Origin of the sequence: Falsiroseomonas sp., from assembly GCF_051860665.1 — a bacterium.
Lineage (GTDB): Bacteria > Pseudomonadota > Alphaproteobacteria > Acetobacterales > Acetobacteraceae > Falsiroseomonas.
Window position 1 is genome coordinate 98,829 of the sequence record NZ_JBHYDM010000001.1, and the last position, 18,278, is coordinate 117,106.

Here is an 18,278-nt window from a genome sequence, read left to right on the forward strand (position 1 = left end):
GGCTTCAGGACAGGCGGCGCAGAAGGATGGCGCCGAATTCCAGCACCTCCGCCGTCCAGCCGGGCGGCAGCAGCGTGGTGGCATCGAGCTGGGTGATGATGGCGGGGCCCTGCAGCCGATCCCCCTGCCCCAGGCTGGCGCGATCGAAGATGCCGGCCTGCACGCTGCCGGATTCGAAATGCACCGCCTGCGTCGCATAGGGCTGCGCGCCCGCACCCTGGGCCAAGGCCTTCGTCACCGGTGCGGGCAGCGCGCCCACCGCCTCCAGCCGCAGCGTGACGATCTCCGCGCGGCCCTGCGGCAGGTCGAAACCATAGAGCGCGCGATGCGCCGCCGCGAAATCCGCCGCCGCGCTGGCGCCGCGCCAGGGCACCGGCAATTCACCACCCTGCCCCGCATAGCGCATCAGAACGATCCGCTCCGTGCTGCGCGCTTGCGGCGCCACGCCCTCCTCCGCGAACCAGGCCGCCGCCTCCGCCTCGAGCTCGGCAAAGCCAGCCTCGATGGTGGCGAGATCCGCCTGACCGGGCAGCACGGAACGGCTGAACTCCGCGCGCAGATCGGCCGAGAGCAGGCCCTGCGCGCAGAGCACGCCGGGCGAGGGTGGCACCAGCACCTGGCCGATGCCGAGCATCGTGGCCAGCGCGCAGCCATGCAGCGGGCCCGCGCCGCCGAAGGGCACCAGGGCAAAGTCGCGCGGATCGTGTCCCCGCTCCACGGAGACCACGCGCAGCGCGCCGACCATGTTGGAATCGACGACGGCCAGAATGCCGCGCGCCGCCTCATGCAGCGAGAGGTTCAACGGTGCCGCGACCTCCCGCATCACCACCGCCTCGGAGGCCGCCATATCCAGCTGCATGCGGCCGCCGAGCAGCGCGGTGGGCAGATGGCCGAGCACGACATGCGCATCCGTCACCGTCGCGCGCTGCCCGCCGCGGCCGTAGCAGGCAGGCCCGGGATTGGCGCCGGCGCTTTCCGGCCCTACTGCCAGCGCGCCTTCCGCGGTGACGCGCGCGATGGAGCCGCCGCCGGCGCCAATCGTCACCATGTCCAGCATCGGCAGCGGCAGCGGCCAATCGCCGACCGACCCGCGCTGAGTCAGGTTGATGGCGCCGCCCTGCATCAGGCAGATATCCGCGCTGGTCCCGCCGATATCCACCGTGAGAATCTTGGGCACGCCCGCCGCCGCCGCCATGGCGCGCGCGCCCACCACGCCGGCGGCCGGGCCGGAAAGTGCAGTGACGGCGGGTGCGCGACGGATCGAGGCCGCGCCGGCGACGCCACCATTCGATTTCATCAGCAGCAGCGGCGCGTCGATGGAATCCTCGGCGAGCCGCTCCTCCAGCCGCCGCACATAGGTGGAGACGGCGGGCATGACCTGCGCATTCAGGATCGCGGCCAGGGAGCGCTCGTACTCGCGCACCACCGGCAGCACATCGACCGAGGCAGTGACGGCCACACCTGGCAGCGCTGCCCGCAACAACTCCGCCACGCGGCGTTCATGCGCCGGCGCGGTGAAGGCGTGCAGCAGGCAGACGGCGACCGCCGCGGCGCCCGCCTCCCTGCAGGCTTCCGCGGCGCGCTGCACGCTGTCCTCGTCCAAAGGCGTCAGCACCGCGCCATCCGCCGCGATACGCTCCGTCACCTCGAAGACGCGCGACGGCGGCACGGGGCGCTTCGGCTTCACCCAGGCATGCAGGTTCGCGCGGCGCGGAATATCCTGCCGCCCGATCTCCAGCACGTGCCGAAAACCGGCGGTGGTGACGAGGGCGGTGACGGCGCCCTTGTTCTCCAGGATCAGGTTGGTGGCGATGGTGGTGCCGTGCAGCACGCGGCCGATGCGCGCCGCCTGCTCCCCCGCCTTCTCCAGCACCAGGCGCACGCCGGTGAGAAAGGCCTCGGAGGGATCATGCGGGGTGGAGGGCGTCTTGGCCGTCCAGGCGCGGCCCGTCGCCGAATCCTGCAGCGTGATATCGGTGAAGGTGCCACCGATATCCACCGCGACGGACAGCGGCCGCGGCTCAGTCGAGGACATCGGCATAGCTCCCGCGATGAAAAGCTTTTGCCACCGGGCGCGCCGCACGCTGCCTTGCGGTGGCGACGGCGTCGATGTGGCGGCCGTCAATCACCACGCCATAGTCGCGCCGTGCCGCCGCCGCGCTGACCAGCCCGCCCAGCACATCCTCCAGCACCGCCTCCGCCGGACGATCATAGGGGTGGCCCCGCCCACCGCCGCCGCCGGTCTCGATCCGCAAGATGTCGCCGCGCACCACGCGATTGCCGTCGGACAGCGGACGCAAGGTGCGTTCCCGCGGCGTGCCGGGGTTCAGCACCACGCGACCCGGGCGACCGGATTGGCCCCCCGCCGCACCCCAGGGTGGATTCTCCACCCCGTCGATCCGGATGGCGAGCACCGATTCCTCGGCCATCACCTCATATTCGCGCACGATCCCGCAGCCACCACGCCAGCGGCCAGGCCCGCCACTGTCGCGGTGCAGCCCGTATTCGAGCAGCCGCACGGGATACTCCAGCTCGAGAAACTCGACCGGATAGTTCTCCTGCGCCACGAAATAGACGCCGTCGATTCCATCGGCGAAGCTGCGGGCACCATAGCCGACGCCCAGGCCATCGCTCATCAGGAAGGATCTGCCGCCGATTGTCCCGCGGAGGAGCATGATGACATAGGCCGCATGCGCCGCCGGGGCTTCGCCGCCGGCGACGGAAACCAGGCCGTTCAGCGCGGCCAGCATGCGCATCATGGTCAGGCCGCGCATGCCGAGCGCCGCGGGGAAGCGCGGCTGCAGCAGCGACCCCTCGCGTAGTCGAACTTCATCGAGCGACTGCGGCCCGCCGGCATTCACCACCTGCGTCGCATCGCCGCCAAGGAAATAGAGGCCCAGCGCCATGCCGGGCACATCCGGGTTCATCAGGAAATTCACCGGGCCGGGCGACTGGTCATCGGTCTCGGTGGCATCGAGGATGAAGCGGTCCTCCGCCGTCCGCGTCAATGCAAGGCGCAGCCGCAAGGTGCCGCTGCCATGGCCGTCGCCATCGATGCGGTCGGTGAAGCGATGCGTGCCCACGGGAAAGGTGCCGCGAAGCCTGTCCCGCACCGTGCCGCGCGTGCGGTCCAGCAATTGCCGCAGCGCATCCGCCAGAACCGGCGGGCCGAAGCGCGCCGCCACTTCGCGCATCCGCGCCACGCCAAGTTCCACGCTCGCCATCAGGGCGCGCGTGTCGCCCTGCGCCTGCTCCGGGTAGCGGGAGTTGCGATAGAAGATGGCCAGCGCCGCCTGGTTGATCTCGCCATCGCGGATCAGCCGCGTCGGCGGGATGATGACGCCCTCATGAAAGATCTCCGTGGCGTCGGGGCTGATGGAGCCGGGCCGCAGCCCGCCGATATCGGCAAAATGCGCCCAGCCCATGACGAAGGCGACGCGCACGCCATCGAGGAAGACGGGCGCGAGGAAGACCTGGTCGTTCGAATGGCTGACCGCGCCGCGCGATCCGTAGCAGTCGTTGTACCAGTAGAGGTCGCCCTCTCGGATCGTCTCTACGGGGAAGTCGCGGAACACCGGCCCGCAGATATCGCCGAAGACCGGGACATTGGAGCCCACGGCCATGACGCCATCGGCGTCAAAGAGGGCCGTGTAAAAATCCTTCTTCTCACGGATGAAGGCGGACATGGCGGTGCGCTCGATCAGCGCCTCCATCTCCCCCTGCGCCGCGCGGATCGCGCCGCGCACGATTTCGAGTGTCACGGCATTGCAGAGGGGTGGGGCCAATCTCGGAATCCTCAGGCCAGGTGGCAGGCGGCGTGCCGGCCGGGGGCGATGGCGCGCAGCGGCGGCGCTTCCTCCGCGCAGCGGGCGAAGGCCAGCGGGCAGCGGTCGCGGAAGGCGCAGCCGCTGGGCTGGTTCAACTGGTCCGGCAGGCCGCCGCGGATCGGCAGGTCGCCGCGATCCTGGTCGACGCGCGGCACCGGCACGGCGGCGACCAGCGCGCGCGTATAGGGATGCGCGGCGCCCGCAATCACCTCCGCCGTCGGCCCGCTTTCCACGATGCGGCCGAGATACATCACGGCCACTTCCTCACAGACATAGCGGATCAGCGCCAGGTCGTGGCTGATGTAGATGGCCGCCAGCTGCAGCTCGTCCCGCGCGCGCCGCAGCACGTTCAGCACGCCGGCGCGCACCGAAACGTCGAGCATGGAGACCGGCTCATCCGCAATGATGACGCGCGGATGCGTCACCAGCGCGCGCGCCAGCACCACGCGCTGCAACTGCCCGCCCGACAGTTCATGCGGGTGTCGGTCGAGATAGGCCTCGGGCGGATCCAGCCGCACACGCGCCATGGCTTCCAGGATGCGCGCATGGCGCGCCTCCGCCGGCAGGCCGAAGTTGCGCAGCGGTTCCGTCAGTGAGCGGCGGATGGTGAAGCGCGGGTTCAGCGCATCAAAGGGATTCTGGAACACCAGCTGCACGCGGGATCGGAAGGGCAGCAGGGCGGCGCCGCGCAGCGCCGTGACATCCTGCCCCTCGAAGACCACGCTTCCAGAGGTCGGCTCCTCCAGCCGCAGCAGCAGGCGCGCCGTGGTGGTCTTGCCGCAACCGCTTTCGCCGACGATGCCCAGCGCCTGACCGGCGCCGACGGCAAGCGAGACGCCATTCACCGCGCGCAGCACCGGGCGATGGCCGCGCAGCACATCGGCCATGCGGCGGGAGGCGGGGAAGGCCTTCACCAGGTCATTGGCCGCGATCAGCTGGCCCATGTCGCCGCCTCCGAGGCCAGGGGACGCAGCGCCGGCGCTTCCGCCGCGCGCCAACAGGCGACGTGGTGGTCCGGCGCCTGCTCGACCAGCGCCGGATCCTCGGCACAGCGCGGCACGGCGAAAGGGCAGCGCGCGGCAAAGCGGCAGCCGCTCGGGGGGTTCAGCAGCGAGGGCGGCGCGCCCTCGATCGGCACCAACTCGCCACCTGCGCGTTCAAGGTCGGGGAAGGCGTTCATCAGCCCCATGGTATAGGGGTGAAGCGGTGCCTCCAGCACCGCGCGCACCGGGCCGCTCTCCACCACGCGCCCGGCATACATCACCACCACGCGGTCGCAGGCATAGGCGACGACGGCGACATCATGCGTCACAAGGATCATCGCGAGGCCGAGTCGCGCCTGCAATTCGCGCATCACGTCCAGGATCTGGCGCTGCACGATGACGTCCAGCGCCGTCACGGGCTCGTCGGCGATCAGCAGCGCCGGATTCAGCGCGAGGGCCAGGGCGATGGAGGCGCGCTGGCGCATGCCGCCGGAGAACTGGTGCGGCCAGTCCCGCAGCCGCCCGGCATCCAGGCCGACGAGGGCGAAGAGCTCCGCCGCCCGGGTGCCGGCCTCGGCGCGGGCTAGGCCGCCGCGCTCCACCAGCACTTCCATCATCTGCGCGCCCAGCCGCTGCACCGGGTCGAGCGCATTCATCGCCGTCTGCGGCACGAAGGCCATGCGCCGCCAGAGCAGCTTGCGCCGTTCCGCCGCGCTCAGCGTCACGAGGTCCCGGCCCTCGAACACCGCGCTGCCCGCGGCGATGCTGGCACTGCGCGGCATCACGCCCATCAGCGCGCGGCCGAGCGTGGACTTGCCGCAACCGCTCTCGCCCACAAGGCCGACGATGGAACGCGCCGGCACATCGAAGCTCGCCCCATCCACCGCACGCACCGGCCCGGCGGCGGTGCGGTAGTGCACGGCGAGATCCCGCACGGACAGCAGCACGTCCATCAATCCCCCAGCTTCGGAAACAGCAGTTTCTCGGACCCGCGCGAGACGAGGAAGCCGGCCAGCACCAGCAGCACGATGCAGAGGCCCGGCGGCACGAACCAGCTCCACACGCCCCGCGAAAGGGCCTGGTTCGCAAAGGCGTCCTGCAGCATCAGCCCCCAGGAGATGGCATTGGGATCGCCGAAGCCGAGGAAGGAGGCGGAAGCCTCGGTCAGGATCGCCCAGCCCACGGCGATGGAGCCGTAGAGCGCGGCGAGTGGTGCCACCTGCGGCGCGATATGCACGAAGATGATGCGCGGCGTGGAGCAGCCGGTGACGCGCGCCGCCTCCACCCAGCCGCGCTCTCGCAGCGACAGAACCTGGGACCGGATGACGCGCGCCGTGTTAGGCCACAGCATCAGCGCGACGGAGGCGACGAGGGTGGTGGTGCCCGGCCGCGTCAGCGCCGAGATCACCAGCACGAAGGGCAGGAAGGGCAGGCCCAGGATGATGTCGGAGATCCGCATGATCACCTTGTCAACCCAGCCGCCGAGATAGCCCGAGAGCAGCCCGAGCAGCGTGCCGATCACGACGACGAAGAAGGCCGCCGTGACGCCGACCTGCAAAGCGGAGCGCGAGCCATGCACGAGCTGCGAGAAGACATCGCGGCCGCCCGCCGTGGTGCCCAGGTAGTGCGTGGCGGAAGGCGGCAGGTAGCGGGCCACGCGATAGGCGCCGCGGAACAGGATTTCGCGCGGGTCATGCGTCGCGATCTGGTCCGCGAAGATCGCCATGACGATGAACAGCAGATAGATGGCCAGGCCCGCGATGGCGAAGGGCTGGCTGCGCAGGAATCCCAGCGTGGCCCGCACGAAGCGGGGCAAGGCCGGACTCCGGGCCACCGCGCTAGCGCCGGGCACCGACCGAGACCCTCGGATCGAGCCAGGCGTAGAGCAGGTCCGCCACCATGTTCATCAGCACCAGCACGGCCGAGATCATGATGAAGGCGCCCTGCGCCAGCGGATAGTCGGCGCCCTGCACGGCGGAGACCAGCACCCGGCCGAGGCCGGGCCAGGAGAAGACCGTCTCGATCACCACATTTCCGCCGAAGGAACTGCCGAGGCCGAGCGCGAAGGCGGTGGCCACCGGCAGCAGCGCATTGCGCGCCGCATGCCGCATCACGATCGCCCAGCGCGAAAGCCCCTTCATCCGCGCCATGACGATGAACTCGTCGTTCAGCACCTCCAGCATGGTGGCACGCATCAGCAGCAGCGGCAGGCCCTGCAAGTACAGCGCCAGCGTCAGCGCCGGCAGGATCAGGTGCCAGAGGAAATCGGCCGAGGTCATCCGCGCCCATTCGGAGGCGAATTCCGATCCCGCCACATTCGCCCCGCCGGAGGGAAAGATGCCCCAGGCGAAGGACAGCCAGGAGAGCAGCAGCATGCCCAGCCAGAACTCCGGCGCCGCGCGCGTGATCAGCGCCGCGGGAATCGCGATGCCCTCGGTGACGGTGCCGCGCGCGAAGGCGAGGAAGGCGCCGGCGACGATGCCGAAGGCATAGGCGATGACCAGCGCCGTGACGGTCAGCGCCGCCGTATTCGGCAAGGCCGCCAGCAGGATGTCCAGCACCGGCCGCTTCTGCAGGAAGGAGACGCCCAGATCCCCGCGCAGCAGGCTGCCGAGATAGATCAGGTATTGCTCCGGCAGCGGCTTGTCGAGGCCGAAGGATTGCAGCAGGTCCGCCCGCATCTCCTCGCTGAAGGAATCCGAGAGGAAGTTCAGCGTGGGATCACCCGGCATCAACCGGAACAGCAGGAAGGTCAGCGTCGCGACCGCCCAGAGCACAAAGGCGGCATGCGCGACGCGCGCGCCAAATCGCTTCACGAGAGGCGTGTGCCTTTCACTGGTACGGCGTCGTGGTCTCGCGCACCCCGGCGGGGTAGTGCAGGCGACCATTCACCACGCGGTAGCCGGCCTCCCGCAACAACCGCTGCGCACCGGCGAGATTGCCGCCCGGCACGCGTCCCGCAATGCCCTCGTCATGCCAGGCGGCCAGCGCCGGGGAGACCATGGAATTGGACGGCACGGCCTGCCCGTTCCAGGCGGCGCCCGCCATCATCTCCCGGTTCACGGCGGCGGAGAGCGCGCGGCGGAAGGCGGCGTCCGAGAAAGGCGGGCGGCGCAGGTTCATGCCGACGAACTGGAAGCCGATATCCACTTCCTCGCGCACCGCGATCATGCGCGGCAATTGGCGGGCCATGTCCTTCACCAGGTCCGGGTCGCCGAAATAATCGGCCAGCACGTTGATCTCGCCACGACGGAAGGCGCCGAGCGTGGCTTCCGTATTGGTGATGATGCGCATGATCCAGCGATCGGCCTTCGGCTTCGCCCAGTGGTTCGGGTTCGCCTCCAGCACCACTTCCTCATTCACGCGAGAGCGGACGAAGCGGTAGGGACCGGAGCCGATCGGGCGCTCCTCGACATAGGACTCCAGATTCTCGGGGCGGTTCTGATAGTCCGCCAGCACCGGCGCCCAGGTCTTCTTCTGCACGATGTTCAGCTTGGCGAGCACGGCGATGCGGAAGGCGGCGTCGGGGCGCTTCAGCGTGAAGCGCACGGTCTTCGCATCGGTGGCGACCACGCTGGCGATATTCTGCACGAAGGGGCGGTACATCGGCGATTCGTTGCCGACGCCGGGCGCCTCGAAGGAGAAGACGACATCCTCTGCCGTCACCGGATCGCCGTTGTGGAAGGCCATGCCGTCGCGCAGCGTGCAGATGATGGTCAGCGGGTCCGGCTGATCGACCTTCTCGGCGGCCCAGGGCTGCGGCAGGCCGTCGGGCCCCACGCGCATCAGGCGATCCCAGACCAGATCCGTCACCCAGCTATCCGGTGCACCGCTGACATAGAAGGGATTCGTCGCCTTCACAGGCTCCGTGCTGTTGACGATGATGTCACGCTGCGCACCGGCGGGCTGCAGGCTGATCCAGTTCCAGAAGTTGCGGATACCGAGGCCCGCCTGGTTCACCGCGCTGGATTCGACGAAGACCTGCTTGTTGAAGGCCTGCAGATTCACCGGATGCACCAGGAAGGCATAGGGCTGGTCCTGGTTCACCACCTCCTGCACCTCCCGCACCAAGGCCTGGCGGCGCGCCTGGTCCATCTCGCTGCGCTGCGCCTCGGCCAGGCGGTCATAGGCGGGGTTGTTGTAGCCGACGAAATTGTAGCCGGTGGCGATGTTCGCGGAGTGCAGCAGGTTATAGACCATCTCATCCGGGTCGCCGCGTTCCGGACGGCCCACCATCTGCCACATGGTCGCGTCCCAGCGCTGCCGCTCGTACCAGACCACCTGGCTCATCTGCTGGTTGGGCAGCGGGCGAAGCTCGATTTGCAGGCCGAGCTTGCGCCATTCCTGTGCAATCAGCTCCGCCGCCTGATAGGCCGCCGGCGCCGCGGCCTGGGGGCGCGTCAGCAGCACCAGCGGGCGAATGGGGTCGCCCTGCGCCGCCTGCGCCTGCGCCGAACCAGCACCGAAGGGATTCCGCGGCAGACCGGCGAGAGCGGAAGCGGCGAGCAGCATGGTGCGACGATTCATGGCGACGTCCCCGGATGGCAGCCGGATGTCAGCACAATCTGTGCCAGCTGCACCATAGATTTATGCGAAATCCGCGATCGCGAAACGGCATCGGCGCGGGTGGCTTGCGCGGCGCGGCCGCTGGTGCTGCCATCTCCCGCCGCGCCGCGAGAGGGACCTGCCGATGCCGATCACCGCCGAAGAACAGCGCTTCCTGGATGCCATCAGCCTGGACGCGCCCTGGGACCTGGTGACCACCTTCGCGGGCATGCATCGCTGGCGGCCGGAGGATGTGAACAAGGCGGCCGATGTGATCGTGGCGAAGCTGCAGCGCCACGGCATTCCGGTGGAGGTGCATGAACCCGAGATCTGCCTTTCGGTGCCGCTCGATGCCTCCGTCACCGCCGGTGGCGTCACCTACCGCGCCAAGCCGCCCTCCTCCGCGCTTCCGGTGCCGGGCGGGCACACGGCGCCGCTGGTGAAGCTGAATGCGAATCCCAAGGCGCTGCGTTCCTATTCCCGTGATATCGCGACGTTGTTCGGCGGCTCGATTTCCTCGGTGGAGGAGGTGAAGCAGAAGGTCGGCGGCAAGATCGTCATCATGCAGGGTTTCGGCAATCCGGCACTGACCAGCCTGATCGAGGAATGGGGCGGCGTGGGCCTCATCGCGGTGAACCCCGGCATCGACATCCATTGGGGCACCTGCACCACCATCTGGGGCAGCCCGGACCTGCACGACCTGCCGCGCAAGCCGAAGATTCCCGTGGTCGCCGTGAACAATCCGGATGGCCAGACGCTGATGGCGCTGGCGGAAGCCGGTGGCGAGGCCACCATCATGACCGACATGCAGGAAGGCTGGTTCCCGCAGAAGATCCCGGTGGTCACCATCCCCGGCACGGAGGATGCGCAAAAATTCGTGCTGCTGCACGGACACTACGACAGCTGGGAAGTCGGCGTCGGCGACAATGCGACGGGCGATGCGACGATGCTGGAGCTCGCGCGTGTTCTCTGGACGAAGCGCGGCGAGCTGAAGCGCGGCGTGAAGATCGCCTGGTGGCCGGGGCATTCCACCGGCCGCTATGCCGGCTCCACCTGGTTCACCGATGCCTTCGCGCTGGACCTCGATGAGAACTGCCTCGCCCAGGTGAATTGCGACAGCCCCGGCTGCCGCTGGGCCACCAGCTACCACCAGACCCGCGCCTTCACGGAAAGCGCCGCGCTGGCCTCCGGCGCGATCCGCGACGTGGTGCCGGAGGCGGATATCAAGACCATGCGGCCGCCACAGGCCGGCGACTATTCCTTCAACAATATCGGCCTGCCCAGCTTCTTCATGCTGTCCAGCACCATGCCGGAGGCGCTGCGCAAGGAGAAGGGCTATTACGACGTCTCCGGCTGCGGCGCGAATATCGCCTGGCATACGGAGAACGACACGCTGGAGATCGCCGACCAGTCCGTTTTGATGACCGACATGAAGATCTATCTTCTGTCCATCCTGCGCATCGTGAATGCGGAGGCGTTGCCCTTCGATTGGTCGGCCACCTGCGACGAGTTCGATGCGACCATTGCGGGCTATGAGAAGGCCTCCGCCGGTGCGGCGGATCTTTCTGCGGCGAAGGCGGCGGTGGCGGGGCTGCGGGAAGCCCTCGGCACGCTGAGCGCAGCGCCGATCGCGGCGCGCAATGCGGCGGTGCACGAGTTGTCGCGCATTCTCGTGCCGATCAACTACACGCGGGAGGCACGCTTCGCACACGACCCGGCCTATACCGTGCCGCCGCTGCCCGGCCTCGCCGTGGCAGCGGAGCTGCCGCAGCTTGAGGCCGCGCTCCAGAAACCGGCGCAGGTGGAGCTGATGCGTGGCCAGAACCGCTTCGTCGCCGCACTGCGCGCCGCGACGCGCCGGGTGCAGCAGGCCAGCGCGGCATGACGCGCGAAGCCGCGATCGCCGCCGCCAGCGGGCTGCTGGATGATGGCAGCCTGCTCGCTTTGCTGGCGCGCCGCGTCGCCTGCCCGACGCCGAGCCAGGACCCCGATAGCGGCCCGGGCCTTTGGCGCTACCTGGAGCAGGAGATGGCGCCGGATTTGCGGCGCATCGGCTTCGACTGCAGCATATTCGAGAATCCCACCGGTAAGGGCGGCCCCTTCCTCATAGGGCGCCGCATCGAGGACGAAAGCCTGCCGACGCTGCTGACCTATGGGCATGGCGATACGGTACGCGGCCTCGACGCCGAATGGCATGAAGGGCTCTCGCCCTATGTGCTGACGCAGCGCGGCGAACGCCTCTACGGCCGCGGCATCGTCGACAACAAGGGGCAGCATTGCTGCAACCTGGCCGCGCTCGAAGCGGTGCTGAAGATACGCGGAAAACTCGGCTTCAACGTCATCATTCTGCTGGAGACCAGCGAGGAAGTCGGCTCCCCGGGCATCGACGAATTCTGCCGCGCGCATCGGGACGAATTGAAGGCCGATGTGCTGATCGCCTCGGACGGGCCGCGGCTTGTGCCGGATGTGCCAGCGCTGGTGCTCGGCACGCGCGGCGCGCTCAGCATGGATCTGCGCGTGAAGTATCGCGAGGGTGGTCACCATTCGGGCAATTGGGGCGGGCTGCTGGCCAATCCCGGCGTGCGGCTGGCGCATGCCATCGCCAGCATCATCGACCGCGACGGCCATGTGCTGGTGCGCGATATCCTGCCGGAGCGCATCCCCAACAGCGTGCGCGCGGCCCTGGCGCATTGCGCGGTGGATGGCGGCGAGGACGGGCCCGAGATCAACCACTGGTGGGGCGAGCGCGACCTGACCGCCGCCGAGAAGGTCTTCGGCTGGAACACCTTCGAGGTCCTGGCCTTCAAATGCGGCCATCCGGAAGCGCCGGTGAACGCCGTGCCGCCCGAGGCTTTTGCGCGCTGCCAGATCCGCTACACGGTGGACCGGCCGCCCGCGACCTTCATTCCTGCCATCCGCAAACATCTGGCGGAGGCGGGCTTCGATGATGTGACGGTGGAGCCCGTGAAATCCGGCGCGGAATGGGCGGCAACGCGGATGGACCCCGATGGGCCCTGGCCGCGCTTCGTGGCCAACTCCATCCAGCGCAGCACCGGCAAGGCGCCGATGATCGTGCCGAATGCCGGTGGGTCCTTGCCCAACGACACCTTCGCCGTCACGCTCGGGCTGCCCACGCTCTATATCCCGCATTCCTACAGCGGCTGTTCGCAGCACGCGCCGAACGAGCACGCGCTGCTACCGCTGATGCGCGAGGGGCTGCAGATCGCGGCCGGCGTCTTCTGGGACCTCGGCGAGCAGGAATGGCCGAAATGACCGTCAGCGCCGTCACCGTCGAGATCATCAAGGGCGCTCTGCGCTCGGCCCAGGCGGAATGCGAGGCGCTCCTGGAACGCACGGCGATGTCGCCGGTGATCCGGGAGAAGCAGGACTATTTCATCGGCTTCTATGGCGCCGATGGCAGGCTGGTGACCGGCACGAAACTGCCACTGTTCGGCGATGTGCTGCGGCCGATCCTCGACCGCTTCCCGGCGGAGGAGATCCGGCCGGGCGATATCTTCTGGTACAATGACTGCTACGCCTCCCGCGGCGGCGTCTCGCACACCTCGGACCAGGTCTTTGCCACGCCGGTGTTCGTCGAGGGCCAGCTGGTCGCCTTCGCGCAGAGCTGGGCGCATTTTCGGGATATCGGCGGCGCCTGGCCCGGTTCCAATACGCCAGGGACGGAGAGCATCTTCCAGGAAGGCATCATCGTGCCGCCCGTGCGGCTCTATCGCGAAGGCGTGCTGAACACCGACCTCTTCGAGACCTTCGTGCGCAATTCCCGCTTCCCGCAGCATGCGCGTGGCGACACGCGGGCGCTGACGGCCGCGGTGCGGCTGGGCGAGAAGCGGCTTGCCGAGCTTTTTGCCCGATTTGGCACCGATGTGCTGCTGGGTGCGGTCGAGACGATGATCGACCAGTCCTCGCGCGTTTTCCGTCGGCGGCTGACAGAACTGTTTCCGCCCGGCGGGAGCTGGCGTTTCGCCGACCGCGTCGATGGCGACGGCAAGGGCGGCGGGCCCTTTACGGTGCGCTTCACACTGGAATCCCGCGAGGACGGGTTCACGCTGGACACGACGGAGTCTGACGCGCAGGCGAAGGGCCCGATCAACTTCCTGATGAATCCCACCGTGCCCAATACGGTTTTCGGCCTGTACCTGCTGCGGGACGAGCCGGGGCTGATGATGAACGAAGGCCTGCTGCGCGCCATCGCCGATGTGCGGACCAAGGACGGCACCATCATCCAGCCCGCCTTCCCCGCGCCGCTCGGCCAGCGGTCCAATACGCTGGCGCGCGTGATCTCCAGCTGCCTCGGCCTGATCGCGCAGGCGACGGAGGGTGAGAGTCCCGCGGCGAGCTCCATCTACACCATCTACACGCTGACGGGTCGGCAGCCCTCGGACGGATCGCTCTTCTACAAATCCGGCGGCCATGGCACCGGCCAGGGTGCGCGCCCTTTCGCCGATGGACTCGACGTCATCTACTACGTCGCGCAGCAGAACTATCCGATCGAGTTTTTGGAGACCGACATGCCGGTGCGCATCCGCACCTATGCGATCCGTGCGGATTCGGGTGGCCCCGGGCGCTGGCGCGGCGGCTGCGGCATGATCAGAGAGATGGAGGTGCTGGTCGACGGCGCCACGCTGAACACGCGCATGGACAATGTGGACAACCCGCCCTGGGGTGTGAAGGGTGGCGAGAGCGGGCGGCCCGGGCGCTTCGTGCTGAATCCTGGCACGCCGGGCGAGCGCGAATTGCCGCGGCTCGCGCAAGGCATTCCGATGCAGCGCGGCGATGTGGTGCGCATGGAATCGACTGGCGGTGGCGGCTGGGGCCATCCCTTCGAGCGCGAACCCTGGCGCGTGCGCCAGGACTTGCGGGGCGGCTTCATCACGGAAGATGGCGCGCGCGCGGATTACGGCGTGGTGTTTCGCGCCGGGCCGGATCGCGAGGTGGATGAGGAAGCGACGGCCAAGCTGCGCGCCCAGCGCAGCGACAACACGGCGATGTTCCACCGCCACGGCGTGCATCGCGATGCGGATGCGTGGTGGGAGGCGATGGCGGGGTAGCTACCCCACCTCCACCACCAGATTCCCAAAGGCGTCGAGCGTCGCGACGTCGCCTTCATGCAGCCAGGTCGTCGCATCCATCTGCACGACGATGCCCGGTCCGCGCAGCACCGCGCCGACGCCGAGCGAGTCGCGGCGCCAGACCGGTACCTGCGCCGGGCCGGATTCCAGATGCACCAGCGCCGTCGCGGCCGGGCCGATCTCGCCCGCGGGCGGCGCGGCCTCCGCCGCCGGGCCGGGCAGCGTGCCGAGCGCGGTGACTTCCAGCGTCACGATCTCCACCGGCGTGTCGCGTTGGGCAAAAGTGTAGAGCTGCTCGTGATGTGCGTGGAACCGCTCCACCGCCGCGGCCAATGCGGCCGCATCCGCGACGCGGCCGGGCCAGTCGACATAAAGCTCAAAGCCCTGGTGCTGGTAGCGCATGCCGACGCGCCAGCGGATCTCCCGCGCGGCTTCCGGCACCGATTCCGCCACCAACCAGGCGGCGGCTTCCGCATCCAGCGCACCGAAGGCGCTGGTCAGCGGCGCCACATCGGTCACTGGCGCGCGCAGCATCACCGTCCGCGCAAACTCGTTGCGCAGGGGCGCGGCCAAAAGCCCCTCGGCCGAGAGCACGCCCGGCCGCGCCGGCACCAGGATGCGCGTCATGCCCAGCAGCCGCGCGATCGCGCCCGCCTGCAACGGCCCCGCGCCACCGAAGGGAAACAGCGCAAAATCCTGCGGGTCGTGGCCGCGCTGGACGGAGACGACGCGGATCGCGCCCGCCATGGCATTGTCCGCCACCGCCACGATGCCGCGCGCCGCATCCTGCAGGCTTAGGCCGAGCGGCTTCGCGATGCGCGTCTCGATGGCGCGTGCGGCGGCATCCAGATCCAGGCGGATGCTGCCATCCAGCAGCGAGGGCGGCAGGCGGCCGAGCACCAGGTTCGCGTCGGTCAGCGTCGGCGCCTCCCCACCCCGGCCATAGGCGACGGGGCCGGGATCGGCGCCCGCGCTTTCCGGGCCCACCAGCAGCGCGCCTTCCGGCGAGACGCGCGCGATGGAGCCGCCGCCGGCGCCGATGGTGTGGATATCGATCAGCGGCAGCGTCAGCGGCCAGTCGCCGACGCGGCCCTCGCTGGTCAGCCGCGGCTCGCCGTCGATCAGGCTGATATCGGCGGAGGTGCCGCCGACATCGAGTGTGATCAGCCGCGGATGGCCAGCGCGCAGCCCCACCGCGCGCGCGCCCACCACGCCGGCGGCGGGGCCGGAGAGCGCCGTCTGCACCGGCTGCTTCGCCGCGCCCTCGCCACGGATGACGCCGCCGCTCGATTTCATCAGCAGCAGCGGCGCGCTGATGCCGCCTGCCAGCAAACGGTCCTCGACACGGCGGACATAGGTGGCGACGGCGGGCATGACATAGGCGTTCAGCGCGGTGGCCATGCTGCGTTCGTATTCGCGGAACACAGGCAGCACTTCGGTCGACAGCGTGACGGGAATGCCCGGCAGTTCCTCCGCCAGGATGGCGCCGGCGCGCTGTTCGTGGCGCGGATCGGCATAGGCATGCAGGAAGCAGACGGCCACCGCCTGCACGCCGAGGCGGCGGAACTCGGCGGCGGCGGCGCGCACATCGTCCTCGTCCAGCGGCGTCACCACGCTGCCATCGGCGGCCAGGCGCTCCCGCGCTTCCAACACGTGTTCCGGCGGAATCGGGCGGCGCGGCTTCACCCAGGCATAGAGGTTCTCGTGCCGCGGAATGTCGTGCCGGCCGATCTCCAGCACATGGCGCAGACCCTGCGTGGTCAGCAGCCCGGCCTGCGTGCCCTTGTGTTCCAGAATCGCATTGGTCGCCACCGTGGTGCCGTGCAGCACATGCGTCACCTGCGCCGCGGCGCGCCCGGCCTGCGCCAGGATCCGTGCGATGCCATCCGCGAAAGCCTGCGATCTGTCGGCGGGGGTGGAAGGCACCTTGGCCTGCCAACGCTGGCCGCTGTCGCGGTCCACCAGCACGATGTCGGTGAAGGTGCCGCCGGCATCGACGGCGATGGAAAGGGAGTCTGGGTCGCGATCGTCCGTCATGCCCACCGCCGTCCTGTGCAGCCGGGATGCTAGGATACTCCGCGACGGGGGGAAATCAGGCGCGGCCGAATTTGGCATCGTTCTGTCAACATTGCCTGGCATCCTCGCGGCATGCGCATCGCCCTTCTGCTTCTGGCCCTCCTGCTCTCGCCGCCCGCCGCGGCGCAGACGCAGCGTTTCTACGACAGCCAGGGCCGCGCCACCGGCCGGGCGGAGATGCGGGGCGATACAACGCGCTTCTATGACAGCCAGGGCCGCGCCACCGGGCGCAGCGAAACGCGCAGCGGCGTCACGCGCCACTACGATGCGCAAGGCCGCAGCACCGGCCGCAGCGAGGATCGCGGGACTACGCAGCGGCACTACGATGCCCAGGGCCGCTCGACCGGCCGCAGTGAATTCCGGGACAGCACGCGGCGGGACTATGACGCGAGTGGCCGCAGCCAGGGCCGCGCCGAGACCCGCGGCGACACCACCCGCTTCTACGACAGCCAGGGCCGCAGCACCGGCCGCATCCAGAAGTAGCTACCGCGTCGCGGCTTCGAGGAAATCGAGCAGCGCCGAAAGCTCCTCCGCATTGCCCACGGTCTGGATCGGCATGCGCGTGCCCGGTGTCACCTCATCGGGTCCGCGGGTAAAGAGATCCGCCACCGTCTCCCGCGTCCAGACGATGTCGCCGCGCGACAGGCGTTCGGAATAGGCATAGCCCGGCAGGGACCCCATGCGGCGGCCGAAGATCCCGTGCAGATGCGGGCCGGCCATGGGCGGCGCATCGGCCGTCAGCGCGTGGCAGGCGGCGCAGGCGCGGAAGGCGCGGGCGCCCTGCGGGTGCAGGCCGGCCGGCACCGCCTCCGCGGCAGGGCCTTCCACCGGACCCATCGGGCGGCCGGTCGCCGCATTCCAGCGGCGCACGCGCCGATCCGTCCCGCCCGTGAACAGGCTGTTCCCATCCGGCGCCCAGGCCACGGACCAGACCGGCAGGCCCGGCCCTTCCAGCGTATGGCGCAGCCGCAGCCTCGCCACCTCCCAGACCGTGACGCTGCCGCCGAGGCCGGCGGCGGCCAGCTGCGTGCCGTCCGGCGAGGCGGCGAGCGCCACGATCGGACGCGCGCCGGCCTGCACCTCTCGCACCGCGCCATCGGGCGCGACCAGGCGCAGCGCGCCCTCCGCCCCGCCCACCGCCAGCAGGCCGTGCGGCAGCGCCGCCAGCGCGTTCAGCGGCAGGCCGAATTCGGCCAGGGTGCGTGGCGCCTCCCCCTCCGGCCAAAGGCGCAAGGTGCCGTCGAAGCCGGCGGTGGCCACCATCCCGTCGCTGCGGAAGGCCACCGCATTCACCTGGCCCTGATGCCCCAGCAGGACCCGCGCGGCGCTTCCCAAAAGATCCCAGATCCGCGCCGTGCCGTCCCAGGAGGCCGAGGCCAGGCGCCCGCCGTTCGCGGCCAGTCCCGCCACCGGCCCGTCATGTCCCGTGAGAACGCGCGCGGGCTCCGGCCCCGGCCGGGGCGGCCAGAGCGCCACCAGCCCATCCTCCCCGCTGCTGGCCAATCCCCCGCCGGGCAGCGCCGCCAGGGCGTTCACCGCGCCCTGGTGCCAGCGCAGCACCGCCTGCGCCCGCAGCCCATCCGGCGCCCAGAGGATGATGGCCTGGTCGAAGCCGGCCGAGGCCAGGCCGCCATCCTCCGCCACCGCCAGGGCCCGCACCGGGCCGCCATGCACGGCCTCCTGCGCCGCAAGCGGCAGGGGCAGCAGCAAGGCGAGGAGAAGGGACAGGATCCGCATGCATCACAGGATGGCGCCTC

General features: G+C 69.6%; 13 protein-coding genes. 4 read left to right on the forward strand and 9 right to left on the reverse strand.

Annotation, left to right across the window (positions count from 1 at the left end):
• Nucleotides 1-4 precede the first annotated feature (4 nt).
• Genes ACTIF1_RS00360 through ACTIF1_RS00390 form a run of 7 tightly spaced genes read right to left on the reverse strand, consistent with a single transcriptional unit; the run spans nt 5 to nt 9,337 of the window.
• Nucleotides 5-2,035 (reverse strand): hydantoinase/oxoprolinase family protein, encoded by a 2,031-nt coding sequence (locus tag ACTIF1_RS00360; RefSeq protein ID WP_439594375.1) that lies wholly within the window; start codon nt 2,033-2,035, stop codon nt 5-7.
• Entirely contained in the window at nt 2,022-3,785 is a 1,764-nt protein-coding gene (locus ACTIF1_RS00365; protein ID WP_439594376.1) for a hydantoinase B/oxoprolinase family protein, read from the reverse strand. Before ACTIF1_RS00365 ends, ACTIF1_RS00360 begins: the two co-directional genes overlap by 14 nt.
• An 11-nt stretch (nt 3,786-3,796) precedes the next feature.
• Nucleotides 3,797-4,771, reverse strand: a complete 975-nt coding sequence (locus ACTIF1_RS00370) for an ABC transporter ATP-binding protein (RefSeq protein ID WP_439594377.1) — start codon at nt 4,769-4,771, stop codon at nt 3,797-3,799.
• Nucleotides 4,759-5,763 carry an ABC transporter ATP-binding protein gene (locus tag ACTIF1_RS00375; RefSeq protein ID WP_439594378.1) on the reverse strand — a complete coding sequence of 335 codons (1,005 nt, stop codon included), beginning with the start codon at nt 5,761-5,763 and terminating at the stop codon, nt 4,759-4,761. The genes ACTIF1_RS00370 and ACTIF1_RS00375 overlap by 13 nt, the downstream gene beginning before the upstream one ends.
• Nucleotides 5,763-6,626, reverse strand: coding sequence for an ABC transporter permease (locus ACTIF1_RS00380; protein ID WP_439594379.1), 864 nt, complete (start codon nt 6,624-6,626; stop codon nt 5,763-5,765). Before ACTIF1_RS00380 ends, ACTIF1_RS00375 begins: the two co-directional genes overlap by 1 nt.
• A gap of 22 nt (nt 6,627-6,648) precedes the next feature.
• Nucleotides 6,649-7,626 carry an ABC transporter permease gene (locus tag ACTIF1_RS00385; protein WP_439594380.1) on the reverse strand — a complete coding sequence of 326 codons (978 nt, stop codon included), beginning with the start codon at nt 7,624-7,626 and terminating at the stop codon, nt 6,649-6,651.
• 16 nt (nt 7,627-7,642) lie between these two features.
• The gene (locus ACTIF1_RS00390; RefSeq protein WP_439594381.1) at nt 7,643-9,337 is read right to left on the reverse strand and encodes an ABC transporter substrate-binding protein; all 1,695 of its coding nucleotides are present in this window, start codon (nt 9,335-9,337) and stop codon (nt 7,643-7,645) included.
• A 163-nt stretch (nt 9,338-9,500) separates the two neighbouring features.
• Here ACTIF1_RS00390 and ACTIF1_RS00395 point away from each other — a divergent pair, with 163 nt between their 5' ends.
• From ACTIF1_RS00395 to ACTIF1_RS00405, 3 genes are read left to right on the forward strand one after another with little or no spacing between them, the layout of a single operon-like run.
• Nucleotides 9,501-11,240 carry a M28 family metallopeptidase gene (locus ACTIF1_RS00395; protein ID WP_439594382.1) on the forward strand — a complete coding sequence of 580 codons (1,740 nt, stop codon included), beginning with the start codon at nt 9,501-9,503 and terminating at the stop codon, nt 11,238-11,240.
• On the forward strand, nt 11,237-12,628 hold the full coding sequence (locus ACTIF1_RS00400; RefSeq protein ID WP_439594383.1) for a M20 family metallopeptidase: 1,392 nt from the start codon (nt 11,237-11,239) through the stop codon (nt 12,626-12,628). Before ACTIF1_RS00395 ends, ACTIF1_RS00400 begins: the two co-directional genes overlap by 4 nt.
• Nucleotides 12,625-14,424, forward strand: a complete 1,800-nt coding sequence (locus ACTIF1_RS00405; protein WP_439594384.1) for a hydantoinase B/oxoprolinase family protein — start codon at nt 12,625-12,627, stop codon at nt 14,422-14,424. The genes ACTIF1_RS00400 and ACTIF1_RS00405 overlap by 4 nt, the downstream gene beginning before the upstream one ends.
• Here ACTIF1_RS00405 and ACTIF1_RS00410 read toward each other — a convergent pair whose 3' ends face one another.
• Nucleotides 14,425-16,482, reverse strand: coding sequence for a hydantoinase/oxoprolinase family protein (locus ACTIF1_RS00410; protein WP_439594385.1), 2,058 nt, complete (start codon nt 16,480-16,482; stop codon nt 14,425-14,427).
• 111 nt (nt 16,483-16,593) lie between these two features.
• On the opposite strand from ACTIF1_RS00410, the gene ACTIF1_RS00415 reads away from it, so the two are divergent.
• Complete coding sequence (locus ACTIF1_RS00415; RefSeq protein ID WP_439594386.1) at nt 16,594-17,004, forward strand: hypothetical protein; 411 nt, start codon at nt 16,594-16,596, stop codon at nt 17,002-17,004.
• Here the strand turns inward: ACTIF1_RS00415 and ACTIF1_RS00420 are convergent, their stop codons facing one another.
• Nucleotides 17,005-18,258 carry a hypothetical protein gene (locus ACTIF1_RS00420; RefSeq protein WP_439594387.1) on the reverse strand — a complete coding sequence of 418 codons (1,254 nt, stop codon included), beginning with the start codon at nt 18,256-18,258 and terminating at the stop codon, nt 17,005-17,007.
• Nucleotides 18,259-18,278: the final 20 nt, after the last annotated feature.